The 20,204-nt window shown below is 49.9% G+C and carries 15 protein-coding genes and 2 tRNA genes; 9 read left to right on the forward strand and 8 right to left on the reverse strand.

Annotation, left to right across the window (positions count from 1 at the left end):
* Window positions 1–68: 68 nt before the first annotated feature.
* Together gsiB and QWJ20_RS02920 are read right to left on the reverse strand one after the other, a co-directional pair.
* Complete coding sequence (gsiB, locus tag QWJ20_RS02915; protein WP_433991795.1) at window positions 69–1,613, reverse strand: glutathione ABC transporter substrate-binding protein GsiB; 1,545 nt, start codon at window positions 1,611–1,613, stop codon at window positions 69–71.
* A gap of 25 nt (window positions 1,614–1,638) precedes the next feature.
* Window positions 1,639–3,540 carry a dipeptide ABC transporter ATP-binding protein gene (locus QWJ20_RS02920; protein WP_433991796.1) on the reverse strand — a complete coding sequence of 634 codons (1,902 nt, stop codon included), beginning with the start codon at window positions 3,538–3,540 and terminating at the stop codon, window positions 1,639–1,641.
* Between the two features lie 477 nt (window positions 3,541–4,017).
* On the opposite strand from QWJ20_RS02920, the gene moeA reads away from it, so the two are divergent.
* The 3 genes from moeA (at window position 4,018) to QWJ20_RS02935 (ending at window position 6,714) form a co-directional block, all read left to right on the forward strand.
* The gene (gene moeA, locus QWJ20_RS02925; protein WP_433991797.1) at window positions 4,018–5,253 is read left to right on the forward strand and encodes a molybdopterin molybdotransferase MoeA; all 1,236 of its coding nucleotides are present in this window, start codon (window positions 4,018–4,020) and stop codon (window positions 5,251–5,253) included.
* Between the two features lie 2 nt (window positions 5,254–5,255).
* The gene (gene moeB, locus QWJ20_RS02930; RefSeq protein WP_275208997.1) at window positions 5,256–6,014 is read left to right on the forward strand and encodes a molybdopterin-synthase adenylyltransferase MoeB; all 759 of its coding nucleotides are present in this window, start codon (window positions 5,256–5,258) and stop codon (window positions 6,012–6,014) included.
* A 100-nt stretch (window positions 6,015–6,114) separates the two neighbouring features.
* A complete protein-coding gene (locus QWJ20_RS02935) occupies window positions 6,115–6,714 on the forward strand; it encodes a nitroreductase family protein (protein ID WP_039480107.1) in 600 nt (199 codons plus the stop codon).
* Window positions 6,715–6,783: 69 nt separating this feature from the next.
* On the opposite strand, the gene QWJ20_RS02940 is transcribed toward QWJ20_RS02935, so the two are convergent.
* On the reverse strand, window positions 6,784–7,698 hold the full coding sequence (locus QWJ20_RS02940; RefSeq protein ID WP_433991798.1) for a lipid kinase: 915 nt from the start codon (window positions 7,696–7,698) through the stop codon (window positions 6,784–6,786).
* 293 nt (window positions 7,699–7,991) lie between these two features.
* On the opposite strand from QWJ20_RS02940, the gene QWJ20_RS02945 reads away from it, so the two are divergent.
* Complete coding sequence (locus QWJ20_RS02945; RefSeq protein ID WP_433991799.1) at window positions 7,992–9,467, forward strand: sensor domain-containing diguanylate cyclase; 1,476 nt, start codon at window positions 7,992–7,994, stop codon at window positions 9,465–9,467.
* Between the two features lie 80 nt (window positions 9,468–9,547).
* Here QWJ20_RS02945 and QWJ20_RS02950 read toward each other — a convergent pair whose 3' ends face one another.
* Window positions 9,548–9,715, reverse strand: a complete 168-nt coding sequence (locus QWJ20_RS02950; RefSeq protein ID WP_010280855.1) for a YqaE/Pmp3 family membrane protein — start codon at window positions 9,713–9,715, stop codon at window positions 9,548–9,550.
* Between the two features lie 153 nt (window positions 9,716–9,868).
* Here QWJ20_RS02950 and QWJ20_RS02955 point away from each other — a divergent pair, with 153 nt between their 5' ends.
* On the forward strand, window positions 9,869–10,255 hold the full coding sequence (locus QWJ20_RS02955; RefSeq protein WP_433991800.1) for a lysozyme inhibitor LprI family protein: 387 nt from the start codon (window positions 9,869–9,871) through the stop codon (window positions 10,253–10,255).
* Between the two features lie 60 nt (window positions 10,256–10,315).
* Here the strand turns inward: QWJ20_RS02955 and QWJ20_RS02960 are convergent.
* Window positions 10,316–10,402: transfer RNA gene (locus tag QWJ20_RS02960), tRNA-Ser, on the reverse strand.
* 93 nt (window positions 10,403–10,495) lie between these two features.
* Between QWJ20_RS02960 and mtfA the strand changes: the two genes are divergently transcribed.
* The 3 genes from mtfA to QWJ20_RS02975 all read left to right on the forward strand — a co-directional run bounded on the left by mtfA (window position 10,496) and on the right by QWJ20_RS02975 (window position 16,099).
* The gene (mtfA, locus tag QWJ20_RS02965) at window positions 10,496–11,293 is read left to right on the forward strand and encodes a DgsA anti-repressor MtfA (RefSeq protein ID WP_433991801.1); all 798 of its coding nucleotides are present in this window, start codon (window positions 10,496–10,498) and stop codon (window positions 11,291–11,293) included.
* A 110-nt stretch (window positions 11,294–11,403) separates the two neighbouring features.
* Window positions 11,404–11,479 (forward strand) — tRNA-Asn (locus QWJ20_RS02970).
* 585 nt (window positions 11,480–12,064) lie between these two features.
* Window positions 12,065–16,099, forward strand: a complete 4,035-nt coding sequence (locus tag QWJ20_RS02975; protein WP_433991802.1) for a hypothetical protein — start codon at window positions 12,065–12,067, stop codon at window positions 16,097–16,099.
* 372 nt (window positions 16,100–16,471) lie between these two features.
* Here QWJ20_RS02975 and QWJ20_RS02980 read toward each other — a convergent pair whose 3' ends face one another.
* Both QWJ20_RS02980 and tyrS read right to left on the reverse strand, forming a co-directional pair.
* On the reverse strand, window positions 16,472–17,362 hold the full coding sequence (locus tag QWJ20_RS02980) for an oxidoreductase (RefSeq protein ID WP_433991803.1): 891 nt from the start codon (window positions 17,360–17,362) through the stop codon (window positions 16,472–16,474).
* A gap of 124 nt (window positions 17,363–17,486) precedes the next feature.
* The gene (tyrS, locus tag QWJ20_RS02985) at window positions 17,487–18,689 is read right to left on the reverse strand and encodes a tyrosine--tRNA ligase (protein WP_433991804.1); all 1,203 of its coding nucleotides are present in this window, start codon (window positions 18,687–18,689) and stop codon (window positions 17,487–17,489) included.
* Window positions 18,690–18,994: 305 nt separating this feature from the next.
* Between tyrS and QWJ20_RS02990 the strand changes: the two genes are divergently transcribed.
* Window positions 18,995–19,339, forward strand: coding sequence for a gamma-glutamylcyclotransferase family protein (locus tag QWJ20_RS02990; protein WP_103941198.1), 345 nt, complete (start codon window positions 18,995–18,997; stop codon window positions 19,337–19,339).
* A 172-nt stretch (window positions 19,340–19,511) separates the two neighbouring features.
* Here QWJ20_RS02990 and QWJ20_RS02995 read toward each other — a convergent pair whose 3' ends face one another.
* Window positions 19,512–19,757, reverse strand: coding sequence for a YmjA family protein (locus tag QWJ20_RS02995; RefSeq protein ID WP_174877490.1), 246 nt, complete (start codon window positions 19,755–19,757; stop codon window positions 19,512–19,514).
* Window positions 19,758–20,204: the final 447 nt, after the last annotated feature.

Genomic DNA, 20,204 nt, shown 5'->3' on the forward strand with positions numbered 1-20,204 from the left:
GAACGTGTGTTGACCACTGCGGGCAGCCTCACGGCCACCCGACTCCCTGGTCATTCTTTTGCGGCGGATTACTCCGCTAGATCGGCATCCTCAAAACTGAATAAGGTATCCGGCATCACGTAGAACCCGGTCAGTTTTTTGCTGTTCGCCGACACTAGGCGCTCTGTCGCCAGGAAAATCCACGGCGCATCCGCCCAGATTTTGTCCTGTGCATCTTTGTACAGCTTCTGCTTTTCCGCCCGATCCGTTGTTTTCAGCGCATTCGCCAGATCCGCATCGACTTGCGGGTTGCTGTAAAACGCCGTATTGAACTGCGCAGGTGGCCAGGAAGCCGTTGCAAACAGCGGCGACAGCGCCCAGTCGGCTTCACCCGTCGAGGCCGACCAGCCGGTGTAGAACAGGCGAACGCCCGTTTCTTTCACGCCCTTACCTTCCACTTCCGCCGCGCGCTGCCCCGCATCCATGGCGGTCACCTGCACTTTCACGCCAACCTGTGCCAGCTGTTGCTGCGTGAATTGCAAGACTTTCTGCGCCGTACTATGGTTATGCGACGACCAGAGCGTAGTAGTGAAGCCGTCTGGGTAGCCCGCTTCTTTCAGCAGTTCGCGCGCCTTGGCTGGATCGTAAGGCCACGGGTGATATTTTACTGAATAATCAATGCTGCTCGGCAGTGGCCCTTCGGCTGGCGTCGCATAGCCGGAGAACGCCACTTTAATCAACGCCTCTTTGTTGATCGCGTAGTTCAACGCCTCGCGCACTTTCGGGTTATCAAACGGCTTCTGCGTAACATTCATGCTGATGTAGCGGTGCAGAATCGACGGCGATGCCACCAGCGCTAACTTGTCATTTTTCTCCAGCACTTTGGCCTGCTCGAACGGTATCGGATAAGCGAACTGCGCTTCACCGGTTTGCAGCAGCGCCGCACGCGTATTGTTATCCACCACCGGACGCCAGGTAATGCTGTCCAGTTTCGGCAACCCAGCCTTCCAGTAGCCGTTGAATTTCTCGACTTTAACAAAATCGGTCTGATTCCAGGCCACAAAACGGTATGGACCGGTGCCTACCGGATGGAAACCAATCTCCTTGCCGTACTGCTTTAACGCCGCCGGAGAAATCATCACCGCCGCCGGGTGTGCCAGATTATTCACGAACGCGGAGAACGGCGTCTTCAGCGTAATTTTCACCGTCAGATCGTCAACCGCCTCGGTTTTGTCGATCATCTTGAACAGGTTATATCGCTTCAGGCGATTGTCAGGATTACTGGCGCGATCCAGATTCACCTTCACGGCGGCGGCATTAAACGCCGTTCCATCATGAAATTTGACATCTGGGTGCAGCTTGACGGTATACGTCAGGCCGTCCGGGCTCACGTCATAGCTGTCCGCCAAGACGTTCACCAGCTTCATATCTTTATCGAAGCCAAAGAGCCCCTGATAGAAGGACTTCGCCACCGTCTGCGATAGCGAATCGTTGGCATCATACGGATCCAGGCTGGTAAACGTGGAACCCACGGCGATAACCGCATCTTTGGCTGCCCAGACGGGTGAAGCCGCCATCGCAGCGGTTACTCCTGCGGCCACTAACCAGCGCCGCTTTATCGTCATTACGCTCATGCTACGTTCTCCTTGTGAATCCCTGTCAATACGCGCCGGCTATCGGATGGTGCGCAACAAAGTGCCGCTCACCGACCTGAACCAGAGGCGCCGTGATCGGCTCATCGCCAAGCGCCCGAATCGGGCTGGGTATTTCATCAACCAGCAGCACCTGCTCACGCTGGCGGCGTGAGGGATCGGCAACCGGTACTGCCGACATCAGCTTGCGGGTATAAGGATGTCGAGGCCGCTCGAATACATCTTGCCGCGAGCCGATCTCGACAATCTGCCCCATGTACATCACCGCCACACGGTGGCTAATACGCTCAACCACCGCCATATCATGTGAAATAAACAAAAATGCGATGCCGAATTCACGTTGCAGTTCCAGCATCAGGTTGATGATTTGTGCCTGAATCGACACATCCAGCGCGGATACCGCTTCATCCGCAATCACCACTTTAGGGTTCAGCGCCAGCGCTCTGGCGATGCAAACGCGCTGACGCTGGCCACCAGAAAATTCATGCGGATAGCGTCGGGCGTGCTCCGGCTCCAGCCCGACGCGCGACAGCAGCCACTCAACGCGCTTTTCCGCTTCCTGCCGACGGCAAATGTTGTGCACCAGCAGCGGTTCCATAATCGAGAAACCGACCGTCAAACGAGGATCCAGTGACGCATAGGGATCCTGAAAAATCAGCTGAATATCGCGCCGCAGGTGCTGTAACGCGGCACCTTTCAGTTGATGGATTCGCTGACCGTTAAAGGTAATCTCGCCTCTCTGGCTTTCAACCAACTGGAGCAACGCACGGCTGGTGGTGGACTTGCCGCATCCCGATTCGCCGACCAGCGAGAGCGTTTCGCCCGGCCAGAGATCGAAGCTGACGTTTTCTACCGCATGCACCTGCCGAGTTACGCGGTTCAATAAACCACTGCGAATGGGAAAACGCGTCACCAGATTGCTGACCTGTAAGATCGGCTCCGCCTGCGCGGGAACGGTATCCTGCGGGACGTTGTCCGCAATACGTCCCGAATGTTGATCCAGCAGCGGAAATTTTTCCGGGAACGGTTGACCGCGCATAGACCCTAACGTCGGTACCGCCGCCAGCAGCCCTTGAGTATACGGATGCTGCGGGGCAGTAAAGATCTGCCCAACGCTCCCCGCTTCGACGCTTTCCCCACGGTGCATAACCAGTACACGCTCGGCCATTTCCGCCACCACGCTCATGTCATGGGTGATGAAAATCACGGCCATTTCCATTTCACGCTGTAGCACACGAATAAGTTGCAGAATTTGCGCCTGAATGGTGACATCCAGCGCGGTCGTCGGTTCATCAGCAATGAGTAGCGACGGCTTGCAGGAGAGCGCCATCGCAATCATCACCCGCTGGCGCATGCCGCCAGAAAGTTGGTGGGGATAGCGATCCAGTACGTTGCGCGCTTCCGGTATTCTGACCAGATCCAGCATGCGCAAGGTTTCTGTTCGCGCGGCGCGTCTGTCCATCCCCTGATGCAAACGAATCGACTCGGCAATCTGTTCGCCGACAGGGAAGACCGGATTCAGCGATGTCATCGGCTCCTGGAAAATCATCGCCAGATCCGCACCGCGTAACATGCGCATCGCACGCTGGCGGGCACCACGGAGATCCAGCACCTGCCCATCGCGACGGCGAAATAACATATCGCCTTGGTGAATCACGCCGCCCGCATGCTCAACCAACCGCATCAGCGCCAGCGACGTCACCGACTTACCCGACCCCGACTCTCCGACGATAGCCAGCGTTTCGCCGCGATCGACAGAGAACGTCAAATTACGCACCGCGTCGGTCCGCTGCCCCTGCTGCTCAAAATAGACACTCAGGTTGCGCACCTCCACCACCCGTTTTTCAGGCAAAATCAGCCCCGAAACAGGGGAAGATAGCGAGGCATAATGATCCTGTGTGGGCAACATGAACGGCAAATCTCCATATAAATGCGGCTGGAATCAGCGCAACGCGGTCAGGGACAAATTATCAGCGATTTTCGACTATATTTAGCGCAAGGTATGATGTAAAGCGGAAACTGAAATCGACACAGTGAAAAATTTCTTTTTATAACATTAAGTTAATTGTCATAAAGACACGCCATCAGGGGGAATATGTCCTGCAAATCCACCCACTTTTGCCCGAAATGTTTCGACTTGTGGGAAAAAAGTGACGCTTTCGCACCCATCCTTGTCGTTTGATACCTGACGGGATTCACAAGCCAACAATCCTATTCCTTGACCTGCATACATTCACCCACGTTACGAACTCTGACATAATTAATACTGGCATAGGAAACGGGTTTTCGCCTATGAACGGCGCGTTGCCGGAACACGATTCTTACTGATGAAATAAGTCATATTAATGAAATCAGTCGTATTGATAAAACAAGCTGTGGAGTGAAGATGGAAAGCGTTAACGCAGGTTTACTGACTCTTGAACAAGCTCTGGAAAACATGTTTTCTCAGGTTCCTTCCCTTACCGAGACAGAGCGCGTATCCCTGTTCGACGCCGCAGGACGGATTACCACCCATGCTATCACCTCCCCGATTAACGTCCCGCCTTTCGCCAATTCCGCGATGGATGGCTATGCCGTACGCTGCGCCGATTTGTCCGTTTCGGCCTCCCTACCGCTGGCTGGAAAAGCATTCGCTGGCGCGCCCTTCACCGACGAATGGCCTGCCGAAACCTGCATTCGCATCATGACCGGTGCGCCGATTCCCGCAGGCGCCGACGCCGTCATCATGCAGGAACAAGCCGAAGTCAGCGAGGACAGCATCCGCTTTTCTCATGAGGTAAAACCCGGCCAAAATATTCGTCTGGCGGGAGAAGATATTCAGGCTGGCGCCAGCGTGTTACCCGCGGGCTGCAAGCTTGGCGTGGCGGAGCTGCCGCTGCTGGCGTCACTGGGGATTGCGCAGATTGACGTGGTGCGCCGCCTGAAAGTCGCGGTGTTTTCAACCGGTGATGAACTGCAACCCGTCGGCGAACCGCTGGCAGACGGCCAGATTTATGACACCAACCGTTTTGCCGTCCGTTTGATGCTGGAACAGCTGGGCTGCGAAGTGCACGATCTGGGGATTATCCGCGACGATCCGGCCGCGCTGCGTGCCGCGTTCCATGAGGCTGACCAGCTTGCCGATCTGGTGATTAGCAGCGGCGGCGTTTCCGTTGGCGAGGCGGATTACACCAAGCAAATGCTGGATGAACTGGGCGATATCCACTTCTGGAAGCTGGCGATCAAACCCGGTAAGCCCTTCGCCTTTGGCAAGCTGCAACACGCCTGGTTCTGCGGCCTGCCGGGGAATCCGGTTTCTGCTGCGCTGACGTTCTATCAACTGGTTCAGCCGCTGCTGGCTCGCCTGTCTGGCTATACGCAATGGCGCCTGCCGCCACGGATTCGCGTCAAAACCACCAGCGCACTGAAAAAGACGCCGGGGCGCACCGATTTCCAACGCGGCATTTTCAGCCGTAACGCGCAGGGTGAACTAGAAGTGAGAACCACCGGGCATCAGGGTTCACACGTTTTCAGCTCGTTCAGCCTCGGTAACTGCTTCATTGTGCTTGAACAAGATCGCGGTCGCGTTGCCGCTGGCGAATGGGTCGAAATCGAGCCCTTCAACGCGCTGCTGGGGCACTGAGTATGTTGCCGGAGCTGAGCGATGAAGAGATGCTGCGCTACAATCGACAGATTGTGCTGCGCGGCTTTGATTTTGACGGACAGGAAAAGCTGAAGGCTTCGCGTCTGCTGATTGTCGGGCTGGGTGGGCTAGGCTGTGCCGCCGCGCAGTATCTGGCCGCGGCGGGCGTCGGCCATTTAACGCTGCTGGATTTTGATACCGTCTCTCTGTCTAACCTGCAACGTCAGGTTCTGCACCGCGATGCCCGTATCGGCATGGCGAAGGTGGAATCCGCGCGTCTGACGTTATCCGATATGAATCCGCATCTTTCGCTCGATACGGTTGATGGCGATCTCGATGACGAGGCGTTGAGCGAACTGGTCAACCAACACGATGCGGTGCTGGACTGTACCGACAACGTCGCCATTCGCAACCGTCTAAACCGCATTGGCTTTCAGCTCAAGAAGCCGCTGATCTCTGGGGCGGCGATTCGGATGGAAGGCCAAATCAGCGTCTTTACCTATCAACCTGATGAACCTTGCTATCATTGTCTCAGCCGTCTGTTCGGTGCCAATGCGCTGACCTGCGTCGAGGCTGGCGTAATGTCGCCGCTGGTGGGCACCATCGGAAGTTTGCAGGCGATGGAGGCCATTAAGCTACTGACCGGTTACGGCAGACTAGCGACAGGTCGACTGCTGATGTTCGATGCGATGACGCTGCAATTTCGCGAAATGATGCTGCCGAAAAACCCACACTGTGACGTCTGCGGCGGATCAGGCTGAAAAAGGAAAGATTGGCATCCGGCACGATAAGCCATTGAATACGGCGAAAATCAGTGACACATTATCAAGGCAAATCATCACGTAAACTGAGGAACACACCATGAGTAATGCTTTTTTGCAGTCAATCAAGGCCCGTCGTTCAATCTATGCCATCGGTAATAAATTACCGATATCAGAAGATCAGGTTACCGCCCTCATTACCGAAGCCGTTAATGAAAGCCCCTCCTCTTTTAATTCACAAAGCTCACGCGTTGTGATTCTGTTCGGCGAACAGCATCATAAAGTGTGGGATATTGTTAAGCAGCAGTTGAAGAAAATTGTACCGGCGGACGCCTTTGCCGCAACAGAAAACAAACTGGCTTCCTTTGCCGCTGGCGCAGGTACTGTCCTGTTCTTTGAAGACACCGCCGTGATTGAAGCGCTACAGGAAAAATTCGCGCTTTATGCCGATAACTTCCCAGTCTGGTCTGAACATTCAACCGGTATTGCTCAGTTTGCCGTGTGGTCTACGCTGGCGCAGGAAAAAATTGGCGCCTCACTCCAGCACTACAATCCGCTGATCGACGATGATGTTAAAGCACAGTGGAACCTGCCAGCCAGTTGGAAGCTGCGTGCTCAAATGCCATTCGGCTCAATCGAACAGCCAGCCGGTGAGAAAACCTATATTTCCTTTGAAGAGCGTTTCCGCGTATTTAAATAATCCGCTGAAGCCCCCTTTATAAACAAACAGGGACACCATGCGGTGTCCCTGTTTGTTTTAGTTCAGGTTCTAATCTGGCACTGGTGGCGCAAAAACCTGAATCGCCTTTTCTCTGATCCCGAATACCGCTGGCATTTTGCCAATCAGCTCGCCGTCGGCATTGATATCGTGCGGCCTCGTCGTATTCAACGTCAGTTGTTTGGCGGAAAAAGCGCGGACTTTGCGCCAGCGACCGTGCGTTCCCCTGCGGATAAAGGGAATCAGTGCCACCATTTCCCACCAGTGAGAAACCTCCAGGCTATACACATCCAGCAGACCATCATCGGGCGCGGCACTGTCTGCTACCGCCATGCCTCCGCCGTAGAAACGCCCATTCCCCACCGACACCTGCACGGTTCTCACCCGCTCTTTGATGCCGTCATGCTCAATCTCCACGCGGAAAGGACGACTTTGCTTCAAGAGCTTAAAGGCCGCCAGCGCATAGCCCAATGTGCCCCACCGTTTCTTGGATTTCGCTGACAGCCCGCGCGCCAATGCCGCCGAAAACCCAATACTGGAAACATTAAAGAACAGATGCCCGTTGACCTCACCCAAATCAACAATACGCTGCTGCCCGTTAGCGATAACCTGCACGGCCTGCCGAATATCTCTGGGGATCCCCACCGTACGGGCAAAATCATTCGCCGTCCCTAATGGCAGCACGCCTAGCGGCAATCCGGTATCAACCAGGCCGGGTGCGGCAGAATTCAGCGTGCCATCACCACCGCCGATAATCACAAAATCCACCCGATCCGCATACGCACGTATAATGTCGCTGCACGAACCTGTGTCGTTTTCATCCGGTTCGACGATGCTGATCTGGCTTTGCTGTAATAGTTCTTTCACATAGCGTGCTGAGGAATCGCCATTCCGCGCCTGTTTATTAATCAATAAAAGCGCTGTTGGGCCTGATTCTTTCGTTGCTGAATAATGGCTCATGGTCATCCACCCAACATCATTGATTGATGAAATCTAACCATAGGGATAATCAAACCGACAAGAGAGCTTTAACAAGCCCACAATAAAATACAAAACATTACGTTCCGGCAACCTGCCGCTAATACTTCCACACGAGAACCACTATACTGGATCTCACAGACGAGCCATTTTTTGTCCGACGATACAACGCCGCCTATTTGGTGCTACAACGTAAATCCAGTAAAACATAAATCCTAATTTTTCAGGTGAAACAGTAAGTTACTCACCTACCTCATCAATTATTCTCTGGGGAGATTACTTTGCAGACTGGATTCATCAATAACGCACGCTGGCTGGATAAAACACGCGCAATCATAATACTCGGATCCATGCTGCTCACCGCCTTTCTGGTTATCAGTTGGACCAGCTATGAAGTGGCTAAAGAATCACTGGAAGAAGAGATCGAAGAAAATACCCTGCCGCTGACCAGCGATAACGTTTATTCGGAAATCCAGCAAGATTTGTTAAAGCCTATCTTTATTTCATCTCTGATGGCGCACGATACTTTTTTGCGTGACTGGGTACTAAAAAATGAAAGCGATCCTCAGGCTCTATTCCGCTATCTGAAAGAGATCGATCGCCGCTTCAACACTGTATTTTCTTTTTTCATCTCTGATAAAACGGGGCTTTATTACGATCAGCAACGCATCCTAAAAACCGTCTCAGAAACATCCCCCGACGATCAATGGTATTTCCAACACAAAGCCCTATCGGATGACATGCCCTACGTTGTCGATCTCCGCGTCGATCCTGAAGAGCGTACCCGTCTGGACATCTTCATCAACCATAAAGTCATGGATTATGAAGACAATTTTATTGGCATTACCGGCGTAGGCATCCCGGTTGATCGCGTTAAACATCTTATTGAAAAATACGAGCAGCGCTATAACCGGACCATCTATTTCATTGATAAAGAAGGTAACATTACGCTGCATGGAGAAAACTACGCGCGCCCACTGCAAATTCAGGAACAGCAAGGGCTGAACCGGATCGCAACCGCGATTTTAACCGCCCCTGGCGGCGCTTATGAATATCAGTCAAACGGGGAACATATTTTCCTCAACACCCGACTCATCCCTGAATTCAGCTGGTATTTGATGGTCGAGCAAACCAGTCACCCCAGTGAAAAACGGCTGTTCACCACGCTGCTTAAAAATCTGGGTATCAGCACATTCGTCAGCGTCCTCTTCCTGTTCCTGCTGTGGTTGACGATTGGAGGATATCAACGCCGTCTGGAACAGATGGCAACGACCGATAAATTAACCGGCCTGATGAACCGTCAGGCATTTGATTATTTATTTCGCCGTCTCGGGTCGAAAAATGCCTTACAGCACAAGCCACTCTCCATTATTCTGATTGATATTGACCACTTCAAAAAAATCAATGACAAGTACGGCCACAACGTCGGGGATCTGGTTTTAAGAGAGGTTTCCTCTACCTTATCGACCAACACTCGCTCTAGCGATCAATCCTGCCGTTGGGGAGGAGAGGAATTCGTGATTTTACTCGACGATTGCGATATCAACGCCGCGCAGCAGCGCGCCGAAGCCTTACGACACAGCATTGAAATAACGCACCTCCCTTACCGTGAAGGGGTAATTCAGGTAACAGTCAGCTGCGGCGTTGCTGAATATAGAGCAGGCGAGACACTGAGTATGCTGATTAACCGCGCCGATATCGCGCTCTATCAGGCAAAACAACAAGGGCGTAATCAGGTGGTGAGTGCCGCGCAATAGCGCGCCATCAATAAAAGGTAACGGGGAGCGCTATGTCTCCCCGTTATTTCATCCGAATCGTCGAACAGGCTTTTCAGCCATTAAATGCCATCATCTTTCGTCTGCACCCAAAACGCATGCACCAACCCAGGAAAATAACCTAACAACGTCAGAATAATGTTCAGAATAAATGCCCCACCGATGCCTTTTCCCAGTAACACGCCCAACGGTGGTAGAAGAATAGTCAGTACAATACGCCAAAATCCCATATCAACCTCCGTAACGTGATGATTCCTTATGAAAGTAGTTCAGCGCACAGGATTTGTCAGTACGGAACGAGATCATTGAGAGTAATCTTTGCTGAGTCGTTCCCCCATCACATGTGCACCTGCATGCAGGTGCCGACTTACAGAGGATCAATAATGAAAAAGCGAGCCATTGTTCTTTTTGCTCTACTGCCCATCACTCAAGCCGCCGCCACAGACTGTGGCAACGCCAACACACAGCTGGAGATGAGCCAGTGTGCTGCTAATGAATATAAAAAAGTGGATGGCGAGCTTAATCGGCTTTATCAGGATGTCGTAAAACGCCTGGTGATTGAAGAACACAAGGCGTTGCTCAAGTCAGCGCAGAGAAAATGGATCTCGTACCGCGACGCTGACTGTGAGTTTCAGACCTTCCCGACAACCGGAGGATCGGTGCATGGCATGGTGTATTCCCAGTGCCTGACGCAGAAAACCGCCGAGCGCGTAGAAGAATTCAAAAGCATATTACGTTGTGAAGAAGGGGATTTGAGCTGTCCGCTTTAAGCCACTGCCAAGTGTGGAAAGCGTCACAGACTAAATTCGGGGTAAGTGTTTGAATAGCGGTGGAGAGACGGGGGGATTTGAACCCCCGGTCGCGTTGCCCGACTCCAGTTTTCGAGACTGGCCGTTCAGCCGCTCCGGCATCTCTCCGTTTAGCAGTTGCCATGATGCCTACTTTTACGGCATGTTAACAGCACCCACCCTCGCCTTTAAATTCAAGTGACGACTGAACGAGCAATAACAATGATTAAATGGCCGTGGAAAAACACTCAACCTCAGGTGCAGACGCTTGAACACTGGCAAGCTGCGATTTCCATCCCACTTCTCGCGCCTTTAAGCGACGAAGAGCTCCAGAAACTGGTCGCCCTTGCCGATCAGTTTCTGAAGCAAAAGCGCCTGATTCCGTTGCAAGAGCTAGTGTTGACGGACATCATGCAGCAGCGCATCGCCCTGCTGTTTTCCCTGCCGGTGTTGTCGCTGGGAATAGATGCGCTGGATGGCTTCCATGAAGTTCTGATTTACCCCGGCCCGTTTATTGTTGAGGAAGAGTGGCAGGATGACATCGGGCTCGTGCATAAGGGGAAAATGGTGCAATCCGGCCAAAGCTGGGATCAGGGACCGATTGTCCTCAACTGGCAGGAAGTGCAGGATTCCTTCGACCTCTCCGGTTTCAACCTCATCATTCATGAAGTCGCGCACAAGCTGGACATCCGCAGCAGCGGCGAAGCGACGGGCGTTCCCCTGATTCCACTGCGTGAGATTGCTGCGTGGGAACAGCATCTGCACGGCGCGATGGATGCCTTGCAGGAAGAGATCGATCTGGTGGGCGAAGATGCCGCCAGCATGGATCCCTACGCCGTCCACGATCCGGCAGAGTGCTTTGCGGTGCTGTCGGAATACTTCTTCAGCGCCCCCGAACTTCTCGAAGAGCGTTTCCCCGATCTGTACCGCTGCTTCCAAAAGTTCTATCGGCAGGATCCGCTCGTCCGTCTAAAAAGCTGGCAAAGCAGCACCAATTACCGTGCGCCATCCATTTACTAACTCATAAAAAAACAGCGAATTGTACACAGCCTAAACAGTCAGACGATAAAGCTGATTTTGCCGTTGACAGTACTGCGGGTGGCAGATATCATCCGCCCCGTTCACACGATTCCTCTGTAGTTCAGTCGGTAGAACGGCGGACTGTTAATCCGTATGTCACTGGTTCGAGTCCAGTCAGAGGAGCCAAATTTAGAAAATCCCGCTTAAGGAAACTTAAGCGGGATTTTTGTTTTTATCATTTTATTCAATACGTTCACATGCAAAAGTCTTTCCGGTGCACATTATGTTTTTCCTCTGCATCGGGAAAATGTGGGGGTCAGATTCGGGGTCTTTCCGGTTCGATAATGATGTGACCCCCAAATGTCTCTTAACGACTCAAAAAAACTGCAACGTGAAATCATCCGCTAAAATCTTCAAAGTTTCCGCCGCTAGTGACGGGAACAACAAAGGGTAGCAAGGTGAACTGATTAAATGATGCCGCTATTAGCTAATAGCAGCAATTGAAGGGTCTGGAAGCAGATCTCAGAAAGTAAAAACTCCGCAAACAAGTTCTCCATAACAAGAAAAATTTAGTGTCTGTTAACCTGTATGTCGCGATTGCGAAATGTGATGAATGTCAATAAGTTGTATAACGCGGTCAGCAGTTGATAAAACAGCCCCCCGATAAAGAAAAAAATGCCTTACTATCTCTGATATAAGCAAGAAAACTTAGGCGCAGCTTTCCTTTCTGCTGAAATCTTTGGGCTATTCAACACGAAGCATTTTGCAACTATGAATTCAACTTTCTATCTTGAACGTAATTTTACACACGATGACAAGACATACACAGAGACAGAGTTGCTGGCTGCATCAACACATATTGTTGTATTAGCAGAACCCGGTGGCGGGAAAACGGAGTTGATGAAAAGTTTTGCTCGGAAACTGAACACTTCTATCTTAAATGCCAGCGTATTTGCTCACATGGGAGCAGATAAAGAAAATAGTCCACTGGTCATTGATGCAGTTGATGAAGTCGCCAGAATCGATCAATCAGGTATTCATAAACTCCTTGCACTCGCCAGAACATCAAAGCCGACTAGCGTAATCATGTCGAGCAGATCAAGCGAATGGGGGCTGGCTTCTACCAGTATTTTTGAAAAATTTCTTGGTTTCTCCCCTATGGTTGTAAGGCTGAGAGAATTCGATCAAGACGAACAACACGCCATCTTTAAGTACCATGCGCCAGAAGAAGACTTCTTTGCATTCCAGACCGAAGTAGCACGGTTTAGTTTAGAAATGTTGTTACCAAACCCTCAGTTTCTGAAAATGTTCACCGATGCCTACTTAGAAAGTGACAGACGATTTGCTGACAAGCGTTCAATCTTTGCTTTAGCGGTCGAACGGCTGGCTAAGGAAGTCAACCCAGATATCCCGAAAGCCTCAGTACCTCTTTCCGTTGCACAGAAGATTTCATTTTCTGCCGAGATTTATGCCAAACTTCTGTTGTCGGGTGCCGAAGGAATCAGCACCATCGACGCGACTGCAAACCGGATGTATCCCATGCTGCCCGCGTTATTTATTGGCAATACAGTCTGTTACGACATATTGTCAACTCAGCTTTTCAAACCCGGCGATAAGGAAGACCAGCACCGCTCGGTTCACAAGATCGTCGCTGAATACTGCGCAGCGGATTATCTTATTAAACGAATAGCCGACCCAGGGGATGTTCTCAGTTTAACAAAGTGCTTACCAGTCATTGCACCGAATGGTACTGCCAGAGATGAGTTGAGAGGTCTGCTCGGATGGATGGCGGCATTAGGTAACAAGTCAGTACAGGAATCCATTATTGAGCTTGACGCCTATGCGGTACTCGCGAACGGCGATCCATCGCAACTTGAACGTTCATCGAAGCGACAACTTCTTCATCGACTCAAAGAGATTGAAACCGCAGATCCTTACTTTCGTCGGAGCGACTTTTGGCGCCGATTCAGCGCGGCTGGTTTTTTCACGCAAGACGTTGTCGAAGAAATAAAGCCTCTTTTAACGATGGGTAATGATGGTCATTTACGTGATTTAATTTTAGAACTTCTGGCTGACTCTCCGGTTAACAATCAGTTGACGCCTGAATTGAGCCTGCTTACTTTAAACCCCAATGAGTCTGAACATATTCGTACATTAGCAAGTAGATGCTTACTCAATGTAAAAGAATACGATTTCATTGGCGCTTTAGCCGTTTTAATTTTTGAAGCCAGTAATATTTCACTCAATATTTCAGCCAAAGTCATCGAAGTCGCAGGGCCAGAAAAATTTAACCGCAAATATCTCTCTGGATTCTTACGAGTCTGTGCGAACCTCTATCCCAGCCACAAAGAACAATTTGAAAGAGTGGTAGGAACTCGTTATTTTATTAAGAAGCTCATTTCCTGTTTTTCACAGCATACTCTCGAATCTCTTCTGGATGAATTAACCCATAACCTTTACTGCCATTGTGGGAAAAAATCCTATGAATGTGATTGTCGCAATGGGGTAAGTAAGATCGTCGGTTCAATGGTCGATCGCTATTTTGAATTAGCTCAAGCGCCGTTTGACCCTGTGAGGATCTGGCAATGGATAGGTAATCTCAATTTTCATCACCAATGCCAAGCCGATCAAAGTAAATCGATACAGGTGCTTCGGGAAAATGACACACTTCGTCAAGAGATCATTGCCCATGTATTCGGGCCATTAACGGATCGTAATGAAATATTCAACACAAGAGTAGAAAAGTTCGACGGACACCTGCACTCACATTCAGGCCTTCCTTTATGGCGGAATGACTATAAATTTCTCCTCGATCTGGCGTTTGAAACAGATAACGCTGATCTGTGGGCGAGTTTCCTTGTCAGCCATCAACGTTACAAAAACAAGGAAGAACAAGGCTCTGATGACTTGCGGGCACAAATGCGTCAGCACGCCCTTTCTAAACCCGCATTTATGCGCGAATGGGCCCGATACAACAATGCAATGAAATTATCCGAGCAGGAGCATCAAACCTGGAGATTCAGACATAGCCGAAGCATTAAACGCCATGACAGAAAGCGACGAGAGATTAGCGCAGAAAACATAAATTTCGTTAATGAAAACAGAGAAATTGTAGAAAGTGGTCGTCACTGGAGCTGTTTGGTGCATTTTGCAGAACTCGTTCTCATGGAGCCAGAAAAAATTGAATCAGCGTTTGGTGACGAGAAACTGGTTCGGGCTGCGTTGCGAAATTGTCTGGATTTTATTACTCCCGTGGTTCCCACCCTACCCGAACTGGCGGCTCTGCAATGCGAATCTAAATACAGGCATTCTGAGACGGTTTTATATGCAGCCTGCCTAGAGATTCTACGTGCAGAAAGCAACCTTGAATGCGTCAATATCGAGTTGCTCACAGCATTAAGAACTAACATTCACATGGGATACAATTCAGTTTCGACGGAAGAACGTGATGCTCTACAGGAAGAGGTTGACCGCCTCATTTTTCCTGATAGTGAAAGTGCGGAAAAATATCTCAGACAGTACGTTGAACCCCAACTCGCTCAGCCATGCCCTCACCCTGAAATCTGGATATTAAGTGGAGAAAAGGTCTTTCGTCATTCACGCGCTAAACTTTCCATTGAATGGCTTCGCCGTTTTACTGATTTATCCCTTAACTCAGTAGATACACTTTTTGAAATTGCTGCTCAATATGGCGATCGTGAGGATTTAAAAAAGATTATTGCAGAGCGTTGCTCAGATATGATGTCAGGCTGGCCTAATCCGACAGAAAATGAGGATATTGAACGCAAGCGAATATTCTGGCTGGTACGTGAGTTCTACTTTCTGGAGAATATTACGGATACTTATTGGGCATGGCTAAAATCTGACAAAGATAATTTACTGCATTTTTATGAACGTTCTGACCGGATGAGTCGAAGCGAGCACCTTGCCTGGCCGGAATTGGCCTCAATTAAGATTGAAGCCATTTTAGACGCTTTCATTGAACAATGGCCGTGCATTGAACTACCGAGTCATTGGGATAGTGACAGTCCTAAAGAGGAAAAAGCCTATCGCTTTTTGACTGATTTAATTTGGTCAATTAACTCGGACACTCCTGACAATGCAATACCTGTGTTGGGTCGTCTTCTCAACGATCCGCGTTTCGCTAGTCTGCATAAGGAGTTACAAAGTATATATGCCGCTCAGATCAGAAAAAAAGCGCTCAGGGATTTTGAGCCACCGACGCCAGATGAGATAGTTCAACGCCTGGATTGTGATTCAGTTGTTACTGTTGAAGGCCTGCGTCAGTTAGTTCTTCAGGAACTTCATGATTTCCAGAAAGCGATCAATGGCGGGGAGTTTAACCCGGCAGATCGCTTCTATGAGAAAAATGAACGCATTGATGAGGTAAAGTCCACGGAGATTATTGCGGAACGTCTGAATTTAAGACTCGAACCTCAGGGCATATCGATAACACCTGAGCATCAGTTGAAAGGTCAAAACAGGAGTGATTTCACAGCATCTAAGTTGATTGGCGGAAAAAGACGGCTGCTGGTTACGGAAGTCAAAGGCCAGTGGCACAGAGAGCTATATTCTGCCGCGTCAGCCCAACTCTATGACCGTTATTCTATCCACCCAGATGCCGAGCAGCAGGGTATCTTTCTAGCCATATGGTTTGGAGATAATGAAATTGTTGCTGGCCGCAAGAACCATGGTATTAAAACTGCTCAGGAACTTAAACTCAGTATTGAAGCAGTCTTGCCAGTTGATCTCTGCGGTTTAATTGATGTTTTCGTCTTAGATGTTTCACGGCACAGTAAACATTAGCGTGAACAATATGACTCCTGCTTTGAATTTGTCTCTATACATTCAGACATTTGGCTATTTTGAGATTGCTTTAAGTAATACAGTACAAAAAACATAACAGTATTGTTATATCGAACATAATTATCCGATATCAGCGCAGGTGTAAGATCAGGCATTTACCACTGGCACAAAGAAGTTGTTAAAGTTGGTGGTCAACTTAGTGGTCTTGACAGAAATAAAATTCATATTTATCTTATTTATCAAAAAATCACAAGAAAACACACTCCCAATCAGAGGAGCCAAATTTAGAAAATCCCGCTTAAGGAAACTTAAGCGGGATTTTTTTTTATCACTTAACTCAATAAATTCATGTGAAAAGCATTCCGGTTCGCGTTAACCCGGTCCTTCACTGCCGGCCGCCAGCAGGGGAACAAGCACATCACTGATAGGAACGGGAATGCCGTGAGCGTGGCCGTAGCGCTGTATCACACCGTTGCGGATATCCCATTCCATCGGGCGATTGGCCTGGCGGTCAGCGAGAATAGATGTGCCTAAATCGGCAGGCGCACGCTGAAAATTATCCACGATTTCCTGCGCGATCCTATCATCCAGCACGGCCCCCTCGGCACAGGCGACAGCGAGACACTCGCGCAGATACGCCAGAGCTAGCGCTTTAATATCCTCACGCGAAAACATTCCGGCGCGGCGATTCGCTAGCACCATCAGGCCTGCGACCGCATTTTGCAGCAGTTTGCGCCATGCGACGGATAAAAAATCCGCAGACAACTCAACCGCGCAGCACGTGCCTCTCAGCGCATCAATCACCCGTTTTGCCTGTGGGACATCCGGCAGGGTCAGACGCGGTTTGGCGCGCAGCCAAACTGAAGCATCCGGCTCGCGCTGAGCCGGAAACCAGACCACGGAAGGCAACACCGTTGCTCCATTGACCCAAGGTTCAAGCTGGGCTTTCTGCTCGACGCCGTTTTGCAGAGCGCAGACCACCGTATTTTCATCGCATAACGCACTCAGCCACCCGGCGCTGTCGACGTTTTGGGTAGTTTTCACCGCGACAAAAACCAGATTGAAAGGATGGTCGATCGCCGTCGGATCGCTTAACACCGGACCTGGTACAACAATTTCGCCCCCATCGTGACGCAAAAGTAACGTTGAATGTGCGGAACGCCCGCAAAGTAGCGGCGTGCGGCCCACTTCATGCAGTGCCGCAGCGATGGTCGTACCAATCGCACCAGGCCCAATCAGCGCAATAGTCGGATAGTCAGACATCGGTAGCTCTCCTGATTCGCTTAACCCATAATCAGTGCGCCGGCGACAATCACCACGCACGCCAGTATTTTTCTTAACGTCAACACTTCGCCGAAAAACCAATAACCAAGATAGATATCAGCCCCTATCTGACGATGAAGCGGTGATGTTTACCCAGCCAGAGAAGCATGCCGGGTTCTGAATTAATCATTGCCAGTTCATCCGTTTCTTTATGCGTATTGACCCGTACTGCTCCAGAGCGAATTAGCCTCCGCAGTTCAGAGCGGCTCATGTCGGCAAGCGCCTGACTACAAAAATCAATCAGTGCCAGCGGCGCTTGCCCGTCAACGATGAGTGGAAGATGGTCCTCTTCGGTGGGATTATGGCGCTGAAATACCCGCTCAAAATGTTTGCCAGCAGCGTCAGCGGCTTCCGCGTCATGGTAGATACCCACTATCTGGTGTGCCAGATCCTTTTTAATAAGAATGGGATTTCTCCCCCGTTCCATCTGCTCTCTGACCTCAATGATATATTCTGCTGAAACATTCGTCGCCAGGCTGAAATAACTGATAATAAGATGGTCAGGTAACGACATAATTTTCCCATACATCTCTTCAGGGCTGTCCGCTAATGCGATGTAGTTCCCTTTCGATTTACTCATCTTATCTTTGCCGTCCAAACCTTCCAGTAGCGCCATCGTGATGACCGACTGCCCTTCACTTCCGAAAGACTCCTGCAGCATGCGCCCAACCATGTTATTAAAGAGTTGATCCGTACCACCAAGCTCAATGTCCGCGTTGATCATCACGGAGTCATAGCCTTGAAGGATCGGATACAGAAGCTCATGCAGATGGATAGGTGAAGATGCGGCATACCGCGTTTTAAAATCATCACGCTGCATCATTTGCGCTAGCGTGACGCGGGAAACCAGACCAAGAATTTCAGAAAAGGGCATTTTTCTAAACCAGTCCGAGTTGCGGCGCACCTGTATACGCGAAGTATCAATAATTCGGCCGAGTTGATCGAGATAGGTTTGACTATTAAGAACGATTTGCTTTTCACTTAATGGCGGGCGCAGCTTGTTACGACCAGTTGGATCGCCAATAGAGGCAGTAAAGTCGCCAATGATAATGACAATATCGTGACCGGCATCCTGAAATTGTTTTAATTTGCGCAATACCACAGCATGCCCGAGATGAAGATCGGGTGCGGTAGGGTCGAACCCAAGCTTAATGATAAGCTTGCGATTCTCTTTTTCGGCCAGCTCAAGCTTCTTTTCAAGCCCACTAGAGGGCTCCATGATGGCAATGTTTGAAGCTAAGACGTCAATATTATTATTCGTTTTCATTGATATTCTCAGTTAAGTTAACAAACATTTAACGACTATTGGCGCGTATTTCTGTCAAACCAGAATGGTTGTCTATACCGACCAACAGTATCCTCCCACCAATCTTACCCCCGCGACTCAGGCAGTAATATTGATAAAGTCATGCAAAAAGTAGGGATATTCGATATTTTCGGAAATGTGGCTTTAAAGGATTGTTGGAGGTCAATACAAAATGGCAGAACCTGTTGCGAACCGCTTTATTAACCCCTAACGTGAGCATTATTCTTCGCCCGTTGGGTATTCATTGTTTTGATTGACGAGGGAAAATGGAACGCTTGTTTGTCTACGGGACGCTGCGTCCGGGTCACGAAAATGCCTATATTCTGGAAAACATCGGGGGAGACTGGCTGCCGGGTTACGTGACAGGCACGTTTTATGAGCGTGGCTGGGGCGCTGCCGCGGATTTTCCGGGGATCGTGCTCGATGATCACGGGCCGCGCGTCAACGGTTACCTGTTTTTGTCCGCTAATCTTGAGGCGCACTGGCCAATGCTGGATGAGTTTGAAGACGGCTACGATCGCGTTGAGGTTGTGGTTACGACAGCGGAAGACCAGCAGGTTACGGCATGGGTTTATCAGTTACAGCCACAGACAGGCCAGTATGCGGGATAGATAAACAACGTTCCCTGCCCTAACCTGCCCCAGCAGAGACCACATTTAAAAATCCCGCTTCAGGAAACCGAGGCGGGATTTCTGTTTTTAGCATCTTATGACGGCCGGCCAAGATGGGAGGCGGACACAGCGACACTCGCTTTGTATCCTTTCACCATGACCTCAACAAGCGTTATTCATTGCCCCATTGATTCAGGAACGTCGCGATCTCATCAATACGAAACTCGTCGATACCGGCTTCACTGGCCATCTCTTTCTGAGCCTCTTCACTGATCTCTTCGTTATTCATTAAGCGGGTGAGCAGCAGTTGGAAATAGTGCGCCAGAGCGTCACGTTCTGACTCGCTCACCGGCTTTGCCGATTCCGTCGAATACTCATCCGTGATGTCATAAAATTTAAGCGATATTTCATTGTTCATCAGTCGTTCCCAAGGGTTAAGGTCTATGTCCGTTGATGCTTGTATCATCTGGCCTGAATAATACCATTCTTATGCCGTTTTCCTGTCATCCGTGTGGGACAAGGAGTCAGACGAGAACAGTGTAGCCTCTTAAGTGCGAAAGGCTGGGTGAGCGTTTCCGTTTTAGCTTTACCATAAGGTCATGCAGTTACTCGCCACTAACCCAATGAATTACAAGTATAAACTCCATATAGCAAGGACCACCGCAACGGTATCGATCCAGGTCATACACCAAGTCATGAAGATGGCTCATGTCTATTGAAATTAAATCACTTTTACTCACGCAGTGACTCTGGCATAAATTGTGCACTACTATAGACAAGATGAAACCTGCAAAATTATAAGACCTGAAAACCTTGGAAAAACAAGCAATAAATTCAGGTTTTATATCAAGAATTAGGATGCTAG

Source organism: Pectobacterium sp. S5 (assembly GCF_051707265.1).
In the GTDB taxonomy this organism is placed as follows: Bacteria; Pseudomonadota; Gammaproteobacteria; order Enterobacterales; family Enterobacteriaceae; genus Pectobacterium; species Pectobacterium polare.

Bases quoted from the DNA above. Each gene is read 5' to 3' on its own strand.
- gsiB (WP_433991795.1), bottom strand. From the start codon at position 1,613: ATGAGCGTAATGACGATAAAGCGGCGCTGGTTAGTGGCCGCAGGAGTA.
- QWJ20_RS02920 (WP_433991796.1), bottom strand. From the start codon at position 3,540: ATGTTGCCCACACAGGATCATTATGCCTCGCTATCTTCCCCTGTTTCG.
- moeA (WP_433991797.1), top strand. From the start codon at position 4,018: ATGGAAAGCGTTAACGCAGGTTTACTGACTCTTGAACAAGCTCTGGAA.
- moeB (WP_275208997.1), top strand. From the start codon at position 5,256: ATGTTGCCGGAGCTGAGCGATGAAGAGATGCTGCGCTACAATCGACAG.
- QWJ20_RS02935 (WP_039480107.1), top strand. From the start codon at position 6,115: ATGAGTAATGCTTTTTTGCAGTCAATCAAGGCCCGTCGTTCAATCTAT.
- QWJ20_RS02940 (WP_433991798.1), bottom strand. From the start codon at position 7,698: ATGACCATGAGCCATTATTCAGCAACGAAAGAATCAGGCCCAACAGCG.
- QWJ20_RS02950 (WP_010280855.1), bottom strand. From the start codon at position 9,715: ATGGGATTTTGGCGTATTGTACTGACTATTCTTCTACCACCGTTGGGC.
- QWJ20_RS02955 (WP_433991800.1), top strand. From the start codon at position 9,869: ATGAAAAAGCGAGCCATTGTTCTTTTTGCTCTACTGCCCATCACTCAA.
- mtfA (WP_433991801.1), top strand. From the start codon at position 10,496: ATGATTAAATGGCCGTGGAAAAACACTCAACCTCAGGTGCAGACGCTT.
- QWJ20_RS02975 (WP_433991802.1), top strand. From the start codon at position 12,065: ATGAATTCAACTTTCTATCTTGAACGTAATTTTACACACGATGACAAG.
- QWJ20_RS02980 (WP_433991803.1), bottom strand. From the start codon at position 17,362: ATGTCTGACTATCCGACTATTGCGCTGATTGGGCCTGGTGCGATTGGT.
- tyrS (WP_433991804.1), bottom strand. From the start codon at position 18,689: ATGAAAACGAATAATAATATTGACGTCTTAGCTTCAAACATTGCCATC.
- QWJ20_RS02990 (WP_103941198.1), top strand. From the start codon at position 18,995: ATGGAACGCTTGTTTGTCTACGGGACGCTGCGTCCGGGTCACGAAAAT.
- QWJ20_RS02995 (WP_174877490.1), bottom strand. From the start codon at position 19,757: ATGAACAATGAAATATCGCTTAAATTTTATGACATCACGGATGAGTAT.